At 69.6% G+C, this 17,058-nt stretch carries 18 protein-coding genes; 16 read left to right on the top strand and 2 right to left on the bottom strand.

Features of this window, described 5'->3' with window-relative positions:
• Positions 1–39 precede the first annotated feature (39 nt).
• Positions 40–1,053, top strand: a complete 1,014-nt coding sequence (locus ACFWNN_RS04855; protein ID WP_382438523.1) for an aldo/keto reductase — start codon at positions 40–42, stop codon at positions 1,051–1,053.
• Here the strand turns inward: ACFWNN_RS04855 and ACFWNN_RS04850 are convergent.
• The gene (locus tag ACFWNN_RS04850; protein ID WP_382438522.1) at positions 1,050–1,373 is read right to left on the bottom strand and encodes a YciI family protein; all 324 of its coding nucleotides are present in this window, start codon (positions 1,371–1,373) and stop codon (positions 1,050–1,052) included. The two genes, ACFWNN_RS04855 and ACFWNN_RS04850, sit on opposite strands and share 4 nt — an antisense overlap.
• A gap of 171 nt (positions 1,374–1,544) precedes the next feature.
• Between ACFWNN_RS04850 and ACFWNN_RS04845 the strand changes: the two genes are divergently transcribed.
• The 5 genes from ACFWNN_RS04845 to ACFWNN_RS04825 are packed head-to-tail and all read left to right on the top strand — an operon-like array spanning position 1,545 to position 6,265.
• Positions 1,545–2,618 carry a hypothetical protein gene (locus ACFWNN_RS04845; RefSeq protein WP_382438521.1) on the top strand — a complete coding sequence of 358 codons (1,074 nt, stop codon included), beginning with the start codon at positions 1,545–1,547 and terminating at the stop codon, positions 2,616–2,618.
• A gap of 1 nt (position 2,619) precedes the next feature.
• On the top strand, positions 2,620–3,762 hold the full coding sequence (locus ACFWNN_RS04840; protein ID WP_382438520.1) for a toxic anion resistance protein: 1,143 nt from the start codon (positions 2,620–2,622) through the stop codon (positions 3,760–3,762).
• Positions 3,759–5,357 carry a substrate-binding domain-containing protein gene (locus ACFWNN_RS04835; RefSeq protein ID WP_382438519.1) on the top strand — a complete coding sequence of 533 codons (1,599 nt, stop codon included), beginning with the start codon at positions 3,759–3,761 and terminating at the stop codon, positions 5,355–5,357. Before ACFWNN_RS04840 ends, ACFWNN_RS04835 begins: the two co-directional genes overlap by 4 nt.
• Positions 5,344–5,910, top strand: coding sequence for a hypothetical protein (locus ACFWNN_RS04830; RefSeq protein WP_382438518.1), 567 nt, complete (start codon positions 5,344–5,346; stop codon positions 5,908–5,910). The genes ACFWNN_RS04835 and ACFWNN_RS04830 overlap by 14 nt, the downstream gene beginning before the upstream one ends.
• Positions 5,911–5,920: 10 nt before the next feature.
• Positions 5,921–6,265: a hypothetical protein gene (locus ACFWNN_RS04825; protein ID WP_382438517.1), complete on the top strand. Its 345-nt coding sequence runs from the start codon at positions 5,921–5,923 to the stop codon at positions 6,263–6,265.
• 17 nt (positions 6,266–6,282) lie between these two features.
• Here ACFWNN_RS04825 and ACFWNN_RS04820 read toward each other — a convergent pair whose 3' ends face one another.
• Positions 6,283–7,119, bottom strand: coding sequence for an IclR family transcriptional regulator (locus ACFWNN_RS04820; protein ID WP_382438516.1), 837 nt, complete (start codon positions 7,117–7,119; stop codon positions 6,283–6,285).
• A gap of 115 nt (positions 7,120–7,234) precedes the next feature.
• On the opposite strand from ACFWNN_RS04820, the gene ACFWNN_RS04815 reads away from it, so the two are divergent.
• The 10 genes from ACFWNN_RS04815 to ACFWNN_RS04770 are packed head-to-tail and all read left to right on the top strand — an operon-like array spanning position 7,235 to position 16,991.
• Positions 7,235–7,885: an ABC transporter permease gene (locus ACFWNN_RS04815; protein ID WP_382438515.1), complete on the top strand. Its 651-nt coding sequence runs from the start codon at positions 7,235–7,237 to the stop codon at positions 7,883–7,885.
• Positions 7,878–8,849 carry an ABC transporter ATP-binding protein gene (locus ACFWNN_RS04810; RefSeq protein WP_382438514.1) on the top strand — a complete coding sequence of 324 codons (972 nt, stop codon included), beginning with the start codon at positions 7,878–7,880 and terminating at the stop codon, positions 8,847–8,849. The genes ACFWNN_RS04815 and ACFWNN_RS04810 overlap by 8 nt, the downstream gene beginning before the upstream one ends.
• Positions 8,846–9,592 (top strand): ABC transporter permease, encoded by a 747-nt coding sequence (locus ACFWNN_RS04805; RefSeq protein ID WP_382438513.1) that lies wholly within the window; start codon positions 8,846–8,848, stop codon positions 9,590–9,592. Before ACFWNN_RS04810 ends, ACFWNN_RS04805 begins: the two co-directional genes overlap by 4 nt.
• Positions 9,593–9,619: 27 nt before the next feature.
• Complete coding sequence (locus ACFWNN_RS04800; RefSeq protein WP_382438512.1) at positions 9,620–10,540, top strand: glycine betaine ABC transporter substrate-binding protein; 921 nt, start codon at positions 9,620–9,622, stop codon at positions 10,538–10,540.
• A gap of 2 nt (positions 10,541–10,542) precedes the next feature.
• Entirely contained in the window at positions 10,543–11,049 is a 507-nt protein-coding gene (gene fae, locus ACFWNN_RS04795) for a formaldehyde-activating enzyme (RefSeq protein ID WP_382438511.1), read from the top strand.
• Positions 11,046–11,936, top strand: a complete 891-nt coding sequence (locus tag ACFWNN_RS04790) for an NAD(P)-dependent oxidoreductase (RefSeq protein WP_382438510.1) — start codon at positions 11,046–11,048, stop codon at positions 11,934–11,936. The genes fae and ACFWNN_RS04790 overlap by 4 nt, the downstream gene beginning before the upstream one ends.
• 11 nt (positions 11,937–11,947) lie before the next feature.
• Positions 11,948–13,360: an NAD-dependent succinate-semialdehyde dehydrogenase gene (locus ACFWNN_RS04785; protein WP_382438509.1), complete on the top strand. Its 1,413-nt coding sequence runs from the start codon at positions 11,948–11,950 to the stop codon at positions 13,358–13,360.
• Positions 13,360–14,127 carry an SDR family oxidoreductase gene (locus ACFWNN_RS04780; protein WP_382438508.1) on the top strand — a complete coding sequence of 256 codons (768 nt, stop codon included), beginning with the start codon at positions 13,360–13,362 and terminating at the stop codon, positions 14,125–14,127. Before ACFWNN_RS04785 ends, ACFWNN_RS04780 begins: the two co-directional genes overlap by 1 nt.
• A 21-nt stretch (positions 14,128–14,148) precedes the next feature.
• Positions 14,149–15,624, top strand: coding sequence for an FAD-binding oxidoreductase (locus ACFWNN_RS04775; protein WP_382438507.1), 1,476 nt, complete (start codon positions 14,149–14,151; stop codon positions 15,622–15,624).
• Positions 15,621–16,991 carry an FGGY-family carbohydrate kinase gene (locus ACFWNN_RS04770; RefSeq protein WP_382438506.1) on the top strand — a complete coding sequence of 457 codons (1,371 nt, stop codon included), beginning with the start codon at positions 15,621–15,623 and terminating at the stop codon, positions 16,989–16,991. Before ACFWNN_RS04775 ends, ACFWNN_RS04770 begins: the two co-directional genes overlap by 4 nt.
• Positions 16,992–17,058 lie beyond the last annotated feature (67 nt).

Below are 17,058 nucleotides of genomic sequence, written 5' to 3'. Positions count from 1 at the left end.
CCCTGTCACACGCCGCCGAACCGGAGTTTCGTCGAAGGCATGGAACAGAGGGTTCTCGGCACCACGGGCATCACGGTCAGCGAGTTCGCGCTCGGCGCGATGACGTTCGGCAGCTTCGCCATCGCCGACCACGACGAGTCGATTCGCATGATCCACACCGCGCTCGACGCGGGCATCAACTTCATCGACACGGCGGACATCTACTCGCAGGGCGAGTCCGAGGTGATCGTCGGCAAGGCGATCAAGGGACGGCGCGACGACGTCGTCCTCGCGACCAAGTTCGGCCTCCCCTTCGGCGACGACCCGAACACGCGGGGCGGCTCGGCCCGCTGGGTCAAGCGGGCGGTCGAGGACAGCCTGCGCCGCCTCGACGTCGACCACATCGACCTCTACCAGATGCACCGCCCCGACCGGCACACCGACGTCGACGACACCCTGGGAGCGCTCTCCGACCTGATCCGGGCCGGCAAGGTCCGCACCATCGGCTCGTCGGCGTTCCCCGCCAGCGAGATCGTCGAGGCGCAGTGGGTCGCCGAGAAGAACGGTCACCACCGCTTCCGCACCGAGCAGCCGCAGTACTCGCTGCTGGACCGCGCGATCGAGGCCGACGTGCTGCCGGCCGTGCAGCGGCACGGCATGGGCGTGCTGACGTGGAGCCCGCTCGCGGGTGGCTGGCTCTCCGGCCGCGCCGACCCGGCCGCGGGCAGCGCCACCCGTGCTCAGTGGGGCGGCATGTTCGACCGGGACGACCCCGGCAACCAGGCCAAGCTCGCCGCCGTCGAGCAGTTCTCGAAGCTCGCCGCCGAGGCGGGCGTGCCGCTGCCGGTGCTCGCCACGGCGTTCGTGCGCAACCACCCGGCGGTGACGTCGGTGATCATCGGCGCGAGCAAGCCGCAGCACCTGACCAGCCTGCTCGACCACGCCGACTTCCGGCTGACCGGCGAGATGCTGGACCGGATCGACGAGATCGTGCCGGCCGGCACCAACGTGCGGCAGGTCGACGCGTTCATCCTGACGCCGGTCATCCAGGACAAGACGCTGCGCCGCCGTTAGTCCTGCAAGGGCCACACCTCTACAACGCCGTGCGCGACCGCGCACGGCGTTTTGGCGACCATGTCCACGGCCTCCTCCAGCGAGTCCGCCTCGATGAGCGCGAACCCGGCGATCGGCAGCGCCGACGTCATGAACGCGCCCTTGTCGACCGTCGTCCCGGTGGCACCGGGGTTGCGCACCTGCACGGGCGCGCCGGCGATGCCCATCTCCGCTCCTGCGGCCCGCAGTCGTTCGTCGTGGGCGTGCGCCTCGTCGCGGACGACCGGATCCGTCCTGTCATAGCCCGAACGCTCTCCGTAGCCGATCGTCACGAACCTCATCGCTGAACCTCCTCATTCCGGACTCTTCAGCACTACCGACTTCGCGGGTACCCGAAACTCATCGGCCCGTTCATCGACTGTTCACCTCACGCTTGCGACCACGCCCCCTGCTACGGCGTCGAAGTGACGAAAGATCTGTTCCCTGACAGGGCTTTTTCGCAGAGGTGGACAGTGAAGAGAACGCTCGGCATCGGTCTTGCGGTAGTGCTGCTCGCTGGGGTCATCACGGCCATCGTGCTCGGCCAGGGCGGCGGCGACGCGGTCGCGCTCCAGACCGTGCGCGGGGTGATCGGGTCGGAGAAGCTCGCCTTCTTCGCCGACCAGCGGGTCAAGGACGAGTTCGCGCGCAACGGTCTCAAGGTCGAGGTGGACCCGGCCGGGTCGCGGCAGATCGCGACGGTCACCGACCTGGACGCGTACGACTTCGCGTTCCCGTCCAGCGCGCCCGCGGCCGAGAAGATCCAGCGCGACCGCAAGGCGGCGCGGACCTACGCGCCGTTCTCGTCGCCGATGGTCATCGCCTCGTTCGACCCGATCATCGACCTGCTGACGCAGGCGGGCGTGGTGAAGTCCGGGCCGGGCTACCCGACGTTCGACGTGCAGGCCTACCTGGACCTCGCGGCGAAGGGCACGCGCTGGGACCAGTTGCCGGGCAACACCTCCTACCCGGCGCGCAAGAACCTGCTCGTCACGACGACCGACCCGCGTGACTCGAACTCGGCCGCGATGTACCTCGCGATCACGTCGTTCGTCGCGAACGGCGGGGTGGTCAGCTCGCCCGACGCCGAGGCGCGCGTGCTGCCGGCGGTGACGAAGCTGTTCCTGGAGCAGGGGTACACGCAGAGCAGCACCGAGGGCCCGTTCGAGGACTACCTGTCCGCGGGGATGGGCAAGACACCGCTGGTGCTCGCGTACGAGGCGCAGTTCGTGGACCGGGTGGTGCGCGGCGACTCCTCCGTGCGGCCGGACATGAAGCTGCTCTACCCGGCGCCGACGGTGCTCTCGAAGCACACGCTGGTGCCGTTGCGCGAGGCCGGTGACCGCGTCGGGCAGTTGCTCCAGACCGATCCCGAGCTCGGGAAGCTCGCCGCGACGTTCGGCTTCCGGACCGCGGATCCCCAGTACTTCAACGACGTCGTCAAGGAGAAGAACCTGACCGTGCCGCAGACCATCGTGGACGTGGTCGAGCCGCCCGCGCACGAGACGCTGGAGCGGATGCTCGAAGCGATCGCGAAGCAGTACTGACATGACGGACTTCGTGCTCACCCCGCCCGATCCCGTCGAGCCCGTGCCGGCGTCGGCCGCTGCGGGCCTCATCCCCGTCGCCGACGAGGCCCGCGTCGAGCTGTCGTCGCAGGCCGAGGCGTTCATCGCGGCGCTGGGGGCCGTCGATCCGCAGTCGCCCGACTTCAGCCGGATCGTGGACGAGGCGCTGGTGCTCGGCGAGGCCGAGATGCGACTGGCGGCCCAGATCGCGGGCCGGATGCTCGACCGCACGCTCGCCTCCGTGTCGTCCCCGCACGGCGCGCAGGTGTCGACCAGCCTCACCGACCTGCGCCGGTCGGTGCGGGAGCTCGACCCGCAGGACCTCACCAGGCTGACCGGCCGCAAGATCCTCGGGTTCATTCCCGGCGGCAACTCAGCGCGGGGCCTGCTGGCTCGGTTGCGGGCCGCCGACGAGCCGATCAACCGGATCGTGCTGAAGCTGCGGTCCGGTCAGGACGCCCTGAAGCGGGACAACGCGGCCATCAAGGGCGAGCGGCAGCGGTTGTGGGACCTGATGACCAAGCTGTCCGCGGACGCCGCGCTGGCCGCCGAGATGGACGAGGCCGTCGAACGGCAGGTCGCGATCCTCGACCTGGCCGAACCGGCACGGGCTCAGGCGTTGCGCGCGGACGTCCTCTTCGGACTGCGGCAACGGCACCAGGACCTGCTCACCCAGCTCGCCGTGTGCGCGCAGGGGTACCTGGCGCTGGACGTGGTGCGCCGCAACAACGACGAGCTGATCAAGGGCATCGAACGGGCGGTCAGCACGACCGTCACGGCGTTGCGGATCGGGGTCGCGGTCGCGGCGGCGCTGGCCGGGCAGCGCGAGGTGATCGACCAGGTGGACGCCGTGCGCGGGCTCACCGACTCACTGCTGCAGTCGAACGCGGCATTGATGTCGTTGCAGGGACAGGACATCCAGCGCATCGCCGCCACTCCGGCCGTCGGCATCGAGGCCGTGCGGACGTCGTTCGACCAGATCTACGCGGCGATCGACGCGATCGACACGTTCAAGGCCCGCGCGGCCGACTCGATGTCCACGACGGTGTCCACCCTGGACGCCGAGATCCGCCGCGCCCACGACCACCTGAGCCGCGTGCGCGGCGCTGAGGAGTCAGCATGATCCGCCGCTTCCTCCCCGCCGTGGCCGTGGTGGCACTGCTGGCGGGGTGTTCCGAGGCCGACCCGGCCCAGCCCGTCGGCGAGGCCACTCCCGGCACCCTGCGCGTGCTCGCCGGCAGTGAGCTGGCCGACCTCCAGCCGATCCTCGAAGAGGCGGCCAAGGCGACCGGCATCAGCGTGAAGTTCAGCTTCAGCGGCACCATCGAGGGTGCCGAGAAGGTCGCGAGCGGGGAGGCCGAGAAGGGCTTCGACGCCGTCTGGTTCTCCTCCAACCGCTACCTCGAGCTCGTGCCGGACGCCCAGAAGCGCCTCGGCACGCCGACCAAGGTGATGTCCTCCCCCGTCGTGCTCGGTCTGCCGGCCGCGAAGGTCACCGAACTCGGCTGGGACGGCAAGCGGGTCGGCTGGGCCGACATCGCGGCCGCCGCCGGGGCGCAGAAGTTCACCTACGGCATGACGGACCCGTCCGCGTCCAACTCCGGCTTCTCCGCGCTGGTGGGCGTGGCGGCCGCGTTGTCCGGATCGGGGTCGGCGCTGGACGCGGCCAAGATCGCCGCGGTCGCGCCGCAGCTCAAGCAGTTCTTCTCGGCCCAGACGCTGTCGGCCGGGTCGTCCGGGTGGCTCTCCGAGGCCTACGTCCGGCGCGCCGCCGGCCAGGACCCCGGGACCAAAGTGGACGGTCTGATCAACTACGAGTCGGTGCTGCTGTCGATGCCGCAGCCGTTGACGTTGATCTACCCGAACGACGGCGTGGTGACCGCCGACTACCCGCTGACGCTGCTGACGTCGGCGTCGTCGGAGGCCCGTGAGGCGCACCAGAGGCTCTCCGACCACCTGAAGAGCCCCGACGTTCAGCGCAAGATCATGGAGACCACGCACCGCCGCCCTGGTGTGCCGCAGGTGCCGCTGGACGGCAAGTTCACGGTCAAGGACCTGGTGGAACTCCCGTTCCCGGGCAGTCAGTCCGCTGTGGACGGTCTGATCACCACGTACTTCGACCAGCTGCGCCGCCCGTCCCGCACGCTCTACGTGCTCGACACGTCCGGCTCCATGCAGGGCGACCGCATCGACGGCCTGCGCCAGGCCCTCGTCGGCCTCACCGGCGCCGACGCGTCGCTGGCGGGCAAGTTCAGCCGGTTCCACGGCCGCGAGCAGGTGACGCTGCTGCCGTTCAGCAGCAGTGCCAAGCCTGCGTTGCGGTACGAGGTGCCGCAGGACAACCCCCAGCAGGTCCTCGACCAGATCCGCACCACCGCCACTTCGCTCGAAGCCGCGGGTGGCACGGCGATCTACAGCAGCCTGCGCGGCGGCTACGACGTGCTGCGGCAGCAGATCGACGCCGATCCCGACCGCTTCACGTCGATCGTGCTGATGACCGACGGCGAGAACACCGGCAGCGAGGACGTGAACGAGTTCAGCCGGTTCCACGACGGCCTGCCGCAGAACCTCAAGGGCATCCCGATCTTCCCGGTGCTGTTCGGCGAGAGCGCCACGACGGAGATGGACCAGGTGGCGAAGATCAGCGGCGGCAAGGTCTTCGACGCCCGCAGCCGCTCGCTCTCCTCGGCCTTCAAGGAGATCCGTGGCTATCAGTAGATATCTGGCCTCCTGGAAGAACCTGGCCGGCTGCGTGCTCGGCCTGGCCGGCCTGCTCCTGCACTTCGCCGGCTTGGCGGGCTCCTACTGGGTCGTCGTCGTGATCGGCCTCTACCTCGTCGGCGCGCTCGTCGCCCCGCCCGAGCGCGTCACGCTGGTGACCGACCCGGTCGAGGAGGCAGGGGCGCTGCGGTCGGAACTGGACGCGCTGGTCCTGCGCGTGCACGGCCTGCGCGTGCCGGACGAGGCGAAGCCGAGGATCGGCGAGATCGCCGAGGTGCTGCGCGGCATGCTGGACCGGCCGCGCGAACTGCGGGCCGACCCGGACGCGCTGCACGCCGTGACCCGGCTCGTCGGCACCGACCTGCCGTTGTCCGTGCAGAGCTACCTCAACCTGCCGTGGTGGTACGCGGCGGCGAAGGGATCGGGTGCGGAACTGGTGCGGCAGCTGGACCTGCTGCACGCGGACGCCGTCCGGACCGCGGAACGGTTCCACGCGGCCGACGCGCAACGGCAGGCCGACCACGGGCGCTACCTGGAGGACCGCGAGTAGCCTCGCGATCATGAGGTACGTGCGGATCTTCGCGGACGAGAACGGCGATTCGGCCTTCGAGGACGTCGAGGTGCGGGGCACGCCGGCGGTCACGGTCGAAGGTGTGCCACCCCTGCTGGTCTCCGGTCCGTTCGAGGCGTCCCGCATGCTGGTCGTCGAGCAGCCCGACGGCGGCACGCCCGACTGGGAACTGCACGTGGCGCCAAGGGAACAGTGGCTGATCGTGCTGACCGGCCGGGCCGTGGTCACCGTCTCCAGCGGTGAACGGCGCGAGTTCGGGCCGGGCGCACTGCTGTCCTTTGAGGACACGACCGGCGCGGGCCACCTCTCCACGCCGCTCACCGACGACCTGTAGTACGCGATGTTCCCGCGTCAGGCCTGATGTCCCAGCGCGGCCGACAGATCGCGTGCCGCCCCCGCGACGATCCGCCCCAGCTTGTCGAGCTGCGCCCCGATCCGCTCCTTCGGTGCCGACACGTTCAGCGCCGCCACCACCCGTGACGTGAAGTCGTACACCGGCGCCGACGCCGCGACCACGCCCCGCTCCAGCTCCTCGTCCGACGTGGCGTAGCCGCGTTCACGCACCCGCCGCAGCTCGCTGACCAGCGAGTCCAGGTCGGTGATCGAGTTCGGTCGCGGGGAGGGCTGGGCGAGGACGGCGAACGTCGAGTCGGCGCGCTCCCCCGCCTCCAGCACGCCCTCGTCGTGGCCGTGCTCGGCATACCAGACCTCCAGCGAGCCCGCGTCCCAGTCGCTCAGCAGCGCGCGGCCGGACGGGGTGCGCCACGCTGCCGTGGTCACGCCCTCCCAGCCGGTGGTGTGGAAGCGGTTCGGGCTCAGTTCGCTCAGCAACGTCAGCACGTTGCCGCCGCGCAGCACGCAGAGGTGCGCGGTCTCGCGGGTCACGTGGGCCAGGTGCTTGAGGTGGCCCCGCGCGTTCCACGCCAGCGCGCCCTCGGCCGTGCGGGCGGCCAGCGCGAAGAGCCGCGACCCCAGCCGGTACGCCTGCGAGTCCGGGTCCCGGTCCACCAGGCCGCTCTCGGCGAGGGTCGCGAGCGTCCGCGACACCACCGTTTTGTCACGGCCGACGAGGGCCGCGATGCGGACGACGCCGAGGCCGCCGGACTGGACCGCTTCAGGCCGGCCGAGCACCTCCAGCACCTCGATGTCGCGTGCCAGGCCTGCCGAGTTGCGTCGTGATCCCTGCATGGCGGGGCACTTTACGAGGGGCGTTGCCATATTGCCAACACCTGTTGTGCATAAGACCACGCCAAATCTACCGTTCCCGGCCATCGGCACCGACGCCGAAAGGAGGCCCGCTGAGATGGGTTCGCTCGACGACTTCCTGGCCCGCCGCTGGGAAGATCTCGTGACGCTGACGCTGCAACACCTCGCCGTGGTGGCCCTGAGCCTCGCCATCGCCACCGTGCTCGGCGTTCTGATCGGTTTGCTGGTGTGGGACAAGAGCGTTCCGCGCTCGGTGGCGCTCACCGCCGCCGGCATCGCGATCACCATTCCGTCACTGGCGCTGCTCGCGCTGCTGAGCCCCGTGCTCGGGCTCGGGTGGGCGCCGACGGTGGTGTCGCTGGTCTTCTACTCGCTGCTGCCGATCGTGCGGAACACCGTGGTCGGCCTGCGGGAGGTGCCCGCCCACCTGGTGGAGTCGGCGCGCGGCATGGGCATGACGCCGGTGAAGACCCTGCTGAGCATCCAGCTGCCGCTCGCGTGGCCGGTCATCGTGACCGGCATCCGGGTCGCGGCGCAGCTCACCGTCGGCATCGCGGCGATCGCGGCGTACGTCGCGGGTCCCGGTCTCGGCTTCTACATCTTCAAGGGCCTGTCCTCGCTCGGTTCGGTCAACGCGCTCAACTTCGCGCTCACCGGCACGATCTGCGTCGTGCTGCTGGCCCTGCTGATCGACGGCGCCTTCGTCCTCATCGCCCGCTACAGCACCTCGAGGGGTCTCCGTGTCTGAGCCTGGAGTCGGCATCGAGCTGAGCCACGTCACCAAGCGGTACGCGGGCCAGCAGCAAGCAGCGGTCGAGGACTTCTCGCTGAGCGTCCACCCCGGCGAGCTCGTCATGTTCGTCGGCCCGTCCGGCTGCGGCAAGACCACGACGATGAAGATGATCAACCGCATCATCGAGCCGTCCAGCGGGTCCATCACGATCGACGGCCAGGACGTGCTCTCGCTGGACCCCAACGAACTGCGCCGCCACATCGGCTACGTCATCCAGCAGATCGGCCTGTTCCCGCACATGACGATCGCGGAGAACATCGCCACGGTCCCGAAGCTGCTGGGCTGGTCGAAGGACAGGACGAGCGAGCGCGTCGACGAGCTGCTGCGCACCGTCCAGCTCGACCCGGCGGTGTTCGCCCACCGCTACCCCAAGCAGCTCTCCGGCGGCCAGCAGCAACGCGTCGGCGTCGCACGGGCGTTGGCCGCCGACCCGCCGGTGATGCTGATGGACGAACCGTTCGGCGCCACCGACCCGATCACCCGGCAGAAGCTCCAGGCCGAGTTCCTCAAGCTGCAGGCCGACATCGGCAAGACGATCATCTTCGTCACGCACGACTTCGACGAGGCCATCCGGCTCGGCGACCGGATCGCGGTGCTGAGCGAACGCAGCCAGATCGAGCAGTTCGACACGCCCGCGAACATCCTCGCCAACCCCGCGAACGACTACGTGTCGAGCTTCATCGGGCACGGCGCCGGCTTGATGCGGCTGGCGTTGATCCCGATCAGTGACGTGGACCTGGACGCACCGGACAGCAGTGCGCCGGCGGTGGACGCGGACGCGTCGTTGCGGGACGCCCTGGACCTGCTGATGGTCACGGGGGCGGACCGGGTGAACGTGTCCGGGGGCGGCGGGTCGTTGACGCACGCCAGGATCTCGGCCGCGCTGAACAAGGCCCGGCAACCGGTGGAGGCGTCATGACCGCCGCAGCCGTGCAAAGCCCGCGTCTGTCGCTCAAGCGCTTCGGCACCCCCTTCGCCGTTGTGGTCGTGCTGGCGGTGCTGTTCCTCTGGCTCAGCACTCTCACCCTCGACTCCATCGAGCAGCGCACCCTCAACTCCGGCTACCTCATCGACCGCACGTGGGAACACCTCGTCCTCACCGTGGTCAGCTCCGCCCTGGTCGCCCTGCTGGCCATCCCGGCGGGCATCGCCGCCTACCGGGTGAAGTCCAGGGCCGTGCGCGCGTTCGTCATCGGCCTCGGCAACATCGGCCAGGCGACACCCGCGGTCGGTGTGGTGATCCTGCTGGCGATCGTGTGGCAGACGGGCTTCTACACCGCCCTGATCTCGCTGGTCGCCTACTGCTTCCTGCCCGTGCTGCGCAACACCTTGACCGGCCTCGAACAGGTCGACCACGCCACCCGCGAGGCGGCCAGGGGCATGGGCATGACACCGCGCCAGGTGCTGTGGCGCATCGAGCTCCCGCTGGCCTCTCCGGTGATCCTGGCCGGGCTGCGGACCGCTCTCGTGTTCTCCGTCGGTGTCGCGACCATCGCGACGTTCATCAACGCAGGCGGCCTCGGCGACATGATCGTCAACGGCCTGAAGCTCCAGCGCTACCCCGTGATCGTCGTCGGCGCCGTGCTCGTCGCCGCGATCGCCGTCCTCATCGACTGGGCCGCCGGCCTCGTCGAGGACCTCGTCCGCCCCCGCGGTCTGTAAGTCCCTTCCGCCACAAAGGAACCTCTCATGTACAAGCGCGCCCTCATCGGCGTGCTGGCCCTCGGGCTGGCCGCCTGTTCGAGCTCCCCGTCCGCCGACACCGCCGCGAAGACCAGTGATCTCGCCGGGCTGTCCGGTCAGATCGGGTCCAAGGACTTCGCCGAGCAGTACATCCTCGCGCACCTGACCACCAAGCTGCTCAACGCCCACGGTGCGACGCTGGAGGCCAACACCAAGCTGGTCGGCTCGGCGAACGTGCGGCAGGCGTTGGAGAACAAGCAGTTCGTGGGCTACTGGGAGTACACCGGCACGTCCTGGATCACCTACAACAAGCAGACACAGCCGATCAAGACCGAGAGCGAGCAGTTCGACGCGGTGAAGAAGGCCGACGAGGCCAAGAACATCGCGTGGGTCGCGCCCGCGCCGTTCAACAACACCTACACCTTCGCGATCCGCAACGAGAAGGCGAAGGAGCTCAACGTCTCCAAGATGAGCGACATCGCCAAGCTGCCCGCGAACGAGCGGACGTTCTGCATCGAGAGCGAGTTCTCCACCAGGGACGACGGCTGGCCCGGCGTCTCGAAGGAGTACGCGTTCGACGCGGCCAAGGACAACGTGAAGCTGCTCGACACCGGTGTCATCTACACCGCCACCAAGGACGGCAAGGACTGCAACTTCGGCGAGGTGTTCGCGACCGACGGCCGCATCGCCGCGCTCGGGCTGACCGTGCTGCAGGACGACAAGGCGTTCTTCCCGATCTACCAGGGCGGGTTCACGCTGCAGGCCGACGTGCTGAAGAGCCACCCGAAGATCGCGGACGTGCTCAAGCCGATGGCGGACAAGCTGACCACCGAGGAGATGCAGAAGCTCAACGCCAAGGTCGACGTCGACGGCGACGAGCCGGACGAGGTCGCCCAGGAGTGGCTGACCGCGCAGGGGCTGATCTGATCATGCAGATCGGAGAGAGCTTCGTCGGCGACGGCGTCAACGCCGCCCACATCAACACCGTGCTCGGCCACCGCGACGGCCCGGCCGGCACGGCGTGGGCCACCGCCCTCGCCACCCCGTCCGCCGGTCACGTCCCGTTCGTCGCGGTGCTGCGGCCGTCGCTGCCGGTCAAGCCGATGACGTTGTTCGTCACCAAGGCCGCACCGGCGAGCGACGACCACGGCCTGCTGATCTGGGGTCCCGCCCAGGCCGGGGTGGCCGCCGGGGTCGCCGACGCGGTGGCCGACGGCAGCATCCCCGAGCCGGACACCTCGACGCACGTGCTGATCGCGGCGGTCTGGGTCAACCCCGGCGCCGACAACGCGGACACCGTGTACCGCAACAACCGCGAGGCCACGCGGACCGCGCTGGCCAACGGCGCCAAGGACCTGCCGTCCATTACGGACGTGCTGGCGGCGAAGAACACCCCCAGCAACCCCTTCTACACGCCATCTGAGGAGAGAGCGTGACGACCGTCGGTTTCATCGGCCTCGGCAGCATGGGTTCCGGCATGACCCGGAACCTCCAGAAGGCCGGCTTCTCCCTGGTGGTCAACGACATCCGCCGCGAGTCGGCCGACGAGCTGATCGACGGCGGCGCCCGCTGGGCCGACACGCCCGCCGAGGTCGCCGCCGACAGCGACCTCGTGATCACCATGCTGCCCACGCCCAAGCACGTGCACGAGGTGCTGAACGGCCAGGCCGGTGTGCTCGCCGGCATCGTCCCGAGCGGCACGTGGATCGACATGTCCACATCCGTGCCCGAGGTGGCCGACGAGGTCCGCAAGCGCAACCCCGGCCTGCACGTGCTGGACGCGCCGGTGAGCGGCATGTCCGTCGGCGCCGCGAACGGCACTTTGCAGATCTTCGTCGGCGGTGACCACGATGACGTGAACCGCCTGCGTCCGGTGTTTGAGGCCATGGGCGACCGGGAACGCATCCTGCACGTCGGCGGGCACGGTGCGGGCTACACCGTGAAGCTGATGCTGAACCAACTGTGGTTCTCGCACCTGGTCGCCACGGCCGAGGTGCTGGCCATCGGCGTGAAGGCGGGAGTCGAGCTGGGTGTGCTGCGCAACGCGCTCGTCAACAGCCCCGCCCGCAGCAACTTCGTCGAGAACGACGTGCTGTCCGTCTTGGACCACGGCGACTACGACGAGGGTTTCGCGATCGCCCTGGCCTGCAAGGACCTCGGCCTGTCGACCGACCTCGCCGCGTCCGTCGGCGTACCGGCCGAGCTGTCCGCGCTGGTCGAGCAGATCTTCCGCCGCGCCCGTGCCAGCTACGGCGACCAGGCCGGCGAGATGACCCCGGTGAAGCTCTACGAGGACCTCATCGGGGTCGACCTGAGGCTGTGAGGGGACACGCCATGTTCACCAAGTTGTACATCGACGGCAAGTGGCTCGACTCGAGTGACGGCCGCACGTTCGAGGTGCTCGATCCGTCCACAGAGGAGGTTCTGGCGCAGGTCGCCGAAGCCACGCCTCAGGACGGCGCGAAGGCCCTGGACGCCGCCGTCGCCGCCCAGGCCGCGTGGGGCAGGACCGCTCCGCGGGTGAGGGCCGAGATCCTGCGCAAGGCGTTCGAGCTGGTCACCGCGCGGACCGAGGAGTTCGCGCGGCTGATCACGAGCGAGATGGGCAAGCCGCTCGCCGAGTCCCGGGCCGAGGTCGCCTACGGGGCCGAGTTCCTGCGGTGGTTCTCCGAGGAGGCGCCGCGGATCTCCGGCCGGTTCACCACCGCGCCGGACGGGAAGAACCGCCTGGTGACGGTGAAGCGGCCGGTCGGGCCGTGTCTGTTCGTGACGCCGTGGAACTTCCCGCTGGCGATGGCCACCCGCAAGATCGCCCCGGCGATCGCGGCGGGCTGCACGATGGTGCTCAAGCCCGCCGAGCTCACCCCGTTGACCGCGTTGCGGTTCGCCGACGTGCTGGCCGAGGCCGGACTGCCGGCGGGCGTGCTGAACGTGATCACGACGACCGATCCGGGCGCCGTCACCGGGCCGCTGCTGCGGGACCCCCGGCTGCGCAAGCTCTCCTTCACCGGCTCGACCGCGGTGGGCAGGAAGCTGATCGAGCAGTCCGCCGACCAGGTGCTGCGGGTGTCCATGGAACTGGGCGGCAACGCGCCGTTCCTGGTCTTCGAGGACGCCGACGTCGACGCGGCGGCCGACGGCGCGGTGCTCGCCAAGCTGCGCAACGGCGGCGAGGCGTGCGTGGCGGCCAACCGGTTCCTGGTGCACTCGTCGGTCGCGGCGGAGTTCACCGCGAAGCTGGCCGCCCGCATGAAGGAGTACCCGCTCGGACCGTTGATCGACGCGAAGACGCGGGCCAAGGTCACCGGTCTGGTCGAGGACGCGCTGGACCGCGGCGCCGAACTGGCGTTGGGCGGCGCGGCGTTGGAGGGCAAGGGTTTCTTCTTCGAGGCGACCGTGCTGTCGGGTGTTCCGGCCGACGCGCGGATGCTGCGGGAGGAGATCTTCGGCCCGGTCGCGCCGGTCGTCACGTTCGAGACCGAGGAAGAGGCGGTCCGGATCGCGAACTCCACCGAGTACGGCCTCGTGTGCTTCGCCTACACCCGTGACCTCAACCGGGGTCTGCGGCTCGCGGAGTCGCTGGAGACCGGGATGCTCGGCCTCAACACCGGCATCGTGTCGAACCCCGCCGCGCCGTTCGGCGGCGTGAAGCACTCGGGCATCGGCCGTGAAGGCGGCGCCGAGGGCATCGAGGAGTACCTCGAAACCACGTATGTGGCCGTATCTGACCCGTTCGGGAGCGCGTGATGGATTTCGGGTTGGACCTGTTCTCCCTGAAGGGGAAGAACGCGATCGTCACCGGCGGCAACACGGGGCTGGGCCAGGCGTTCGCGCTCGGCCTGGCCGCCGCCGGGGCCGACGTGTTCGTGCCGAGCCTCGTGGACGACGACGGCGAGACGCAGAAGCTCGTCGAGGCACAGGGCCAGCGGTTCGCGTCGATGACCGCCGACATCACGAAACCCGGCGCGTGCGCGTCCGTTGTGGACGCTTGCTTCGGGCAGTTCGGATCCGTTGACATCGTGGTCAACTCGGCCGGCATCAGCCTGCTCGACGACGTCGAGGACTTCGGCCGCGACAAGTGGGACGCGATGGTCGCGGTGAACCTCACGGCGGCGTTCGAGCTGTCCCACGAGGCGACCAGGTACATGATCCCGCAGCGGTCCGGCAAGATCATCAACATCGCGTCGCTGTTCACGTTCCTCGGCGGTCAGCAGTCCCCCGCCTACGCCGCGACCAAGCACGGCATCGCCGGGTTCACCAAGGCGTACTGCGACGAGCTGGCGCAGCACAACATCCAGGTCAACGCGCTGGCGCCGGGCTACTTCGCCACGAAGATCACCGAGGCCACCCGGTCGGACCCGGAGACCAACCAGCGCGTGATCGACCACATCCCGGCCGGTCGCTGGGGCGACCCGAGCGACCTGATGGGCGCGCTGGTGTTCCTCGCCTGCCGCGCCTCCGACTACGTCAACGGCCACACGCTCGTGGTCGACGGCGGATACCTCGTTCGCTGACTCCCTTTCGAAGGCAGAGCCATGTTTCCTGCACCGCCGCCCTCCGTTCCCTCCGCCTCCGACCTGAGCCGTGAGCAGATCGTCGCGGGACTCATCGACCTGCTCGGCACCGCGAAGGTCGACACCGACGAGCACGAGCTGCGCGACGCCAGCGTCGACCGGTTCCGCAAGTACACCTCGGTGCACGGCATCTTCACCGGCCCGATCCCGGCCGCGATCGTGAAGCCTGGCAGCACCGACGAGGTCGCGAAGGTCCTGGCGTTCGCCAACGAGCACCGGATCAACGTCGTCCCGCGCACCGGCCGCACCGCGACCGAGGGCGGCCTGGAGACGCTGGTGGCGGACACGATCGTGCTCGACGGCTCCACAATGGACTCGATCGTCCGGATCGACCCGGTCAACATGATGGTGACGGCGCAGTGCGGCGTTCCGTTGCAGCAGCTGGAGGACGCGCTGCGCGAACGCGGCCTGACCACCGGCCACTCGCCGCAGTCCAAACCGCTCGCGCAGATGGGCGGGCTCGTCGCGACCCGCTCGATCGGCCAGTTCTCCACGCTGTACGGCGGGATCGAGGACATGGTCGTCGGGCTGGAGGCGGTGTTCCCGGACGGCACGGTCAGCCGGATCAAGAACGTGCCTCGGCGCGCGGCCGGGCCGGACATCCGGCACGTCGTGATCGGCAACGAGGGCGCGCTGTGCGTGATCACCGAGGTCACGGTGAAGCTCTTCAAGTACCAGCCGGAGCACAACCACTACTTCGGCTTCCTCACCGACGACTTCGGTGACGCGGTCGAGCGGCTGCGGACGTTGATCACCGACGGCTACCGGCCGTCCGTGTGCCGCGTCTACTCCCCCGAGGACGCGAACCAGCACTTCAGCCACTTCTCGCAGAACAAGAACGTCGTCGTGCTCGTCGCGGAGGGCCCCGAGGGCATCGCGCGGGCCACGGCCGAGGCGATCGAGAAGACGTTCGCGGGCACGGAGGCGGTGGACCCGAAGCTGATCGTCGAGTGGTTCGACAACCTCAACTGGGGCCAGGACAAGATCGACGCCGAGAAGCGCGCGATGCTGGAGACGCAGCACCTCGGCTACACCACCGAGGTCTCGGTCGACTGGTCGAACGTCACGCCGCTGTACGAGGCGATCATGAACCGGGTGCGCGCGGAGTTCCCGCGCGCCCAGGACCTCACCATGCTGGGCGCGCACTCGTCGCACAGCTACCAGACCGGCACGAACCTCTACTTCGTCTACGACTACGCCATCACCTGCGAGCCGGAGCAGGAGATCACCGAGTACCACATCCCGCTCAACGCGATCATCGTCGAGGAGGCGCTGCGGCTCGGCGGGTCGATGGTGCACCACCACGGCATCGGCAAGTACCGCACGCCGTGGACGCGCGACGAGCACGGCAGCGCGTACCGGATGCTCGAAGTGCTCAAGAGCGGCTTCGACCCGAACGGGATCATGAACGCCGGCACGATCTTCCCGGTGTCATGAGCTACCTGATCGCGATCGACAACGGCTCGCAGAGCACGAAGGTGTCGATCGTCGACGAGTTCGGCCGCGTGCACGCGTCGGCGCAACGCCCGTTGCGCCCGTACGCGCACCCGCGGCCGGGCCAGGTCGTGCACCCGGACGACGACGTGTGGGACTCGATCGCCGAGGCCTGCACCGAGGCGATGCAGCGGTTCATCGGCGCGCCCGGCGAGATCGCGGGCGTCGGCCTGTGCACGATCCGGTTCTGCCGGGCGTTGCTCGGCGCCGATGGCCTGCTCGCGGAGCCGTTGCTCAGCTGGATGGACGACCGGCTTGGGCAACCGCAGTGGGATGATCCGGCCATCCGGTACGTCACGACCTCCTCGGGGTACGTGACGCTGCGGCTGACCGGCGAGCGCCGCGACACGGCCGGCAACTACGAGGGCATGTGGCCGATCGACCACGAGACGTGGCGCTGGCCGGACTCCTCTCCCGGCTACGAGGCCGCCGGCATGCGCCGCGAGCAGCTGTTCGAGCTGGTCGACCCCGGCGCGGTGCTCGGGCACGTGACCCCCGAGGCCGCCGCCGCGACCGGCCTGCCCGCCGGGCTGCCGGTGTTCGCGACCTCGAACGACAAGGCGGTGGAGGCGCTGGGCAGCGGCCTGGCCGACGAGCTGCTGGTGTCGCTCGGCACCTACATCGCCGCGATGACCACGGGTGCCGAGCACGTGGTGGACCCGTCCGGCCGGTTCTGGGCGAACTTCGGCTCCGTGCCCGGCAGGTACCTCTACGAGAGCAACGGCATCCGGCGCGGCATGTGGACCGTCAGCTGGTACCGCCAGCTCGTCGACGCCGACCTGGGCGAGCTGGAGTCCGGCGCCGCGACCGTCGAACCGGGCTGCGGCGGCCTGCTGACGGTGCTCGACTGGCTCGCCCCCGGCGACCACCCGTACCGCCGCGGCGCGCTGCTCGGGTTCGACGGCAGCCAGGGCCGCTTCCACGTCTACCGCTCGATCCTGGAGGGCATCGCGCTGACGATGCACCGGCACAGCACGGCCATGGCGGACGCCCTGGGCCGCGAGTTCCCGGAACTGATCGTCTCCGGAGGCGGCTCCCGCTCCGACCTGATGATGCAGATCTTCGCCGACGTGTTCGCCCGCCCGGTGCGCCGCACGCGGATGAGCGACGCCGCGGGTCTGGGCGCCGCGATCTGCGCGGCCGTCGGCAGCGGCGTGCACCCGGACTGGGACAGCGCGGTCAAGGCGATGGTCACCACGGCCGACGTCTTCACGCCGTCCGCCGCCTCCGGGACGTACGCGCGGATCGCCGCCGACCACGCCCGCGTCACGGAGCACACCGATCCGCTGTTCGCGTCGCTGCACCCTTAAATGCGTGTTGACCGCGTACGTGGCGGTCGCCGTCCTCCGCTAGGTTTCCCCAGTCCTGGCTGAGAAA

The organism is Lentzea sp. NPDC058450 (genome assembly GCF_042721395.1).
Classification (GTDB): domain Bacteria; phylum Actinomycetota; class Actinomycetes; order Mycobacteriales; family Pseudonocardiaceae; genus Lentzea.
This window is presented reverse-complemented; position numbering and strand designations above follow the sequence as displayed.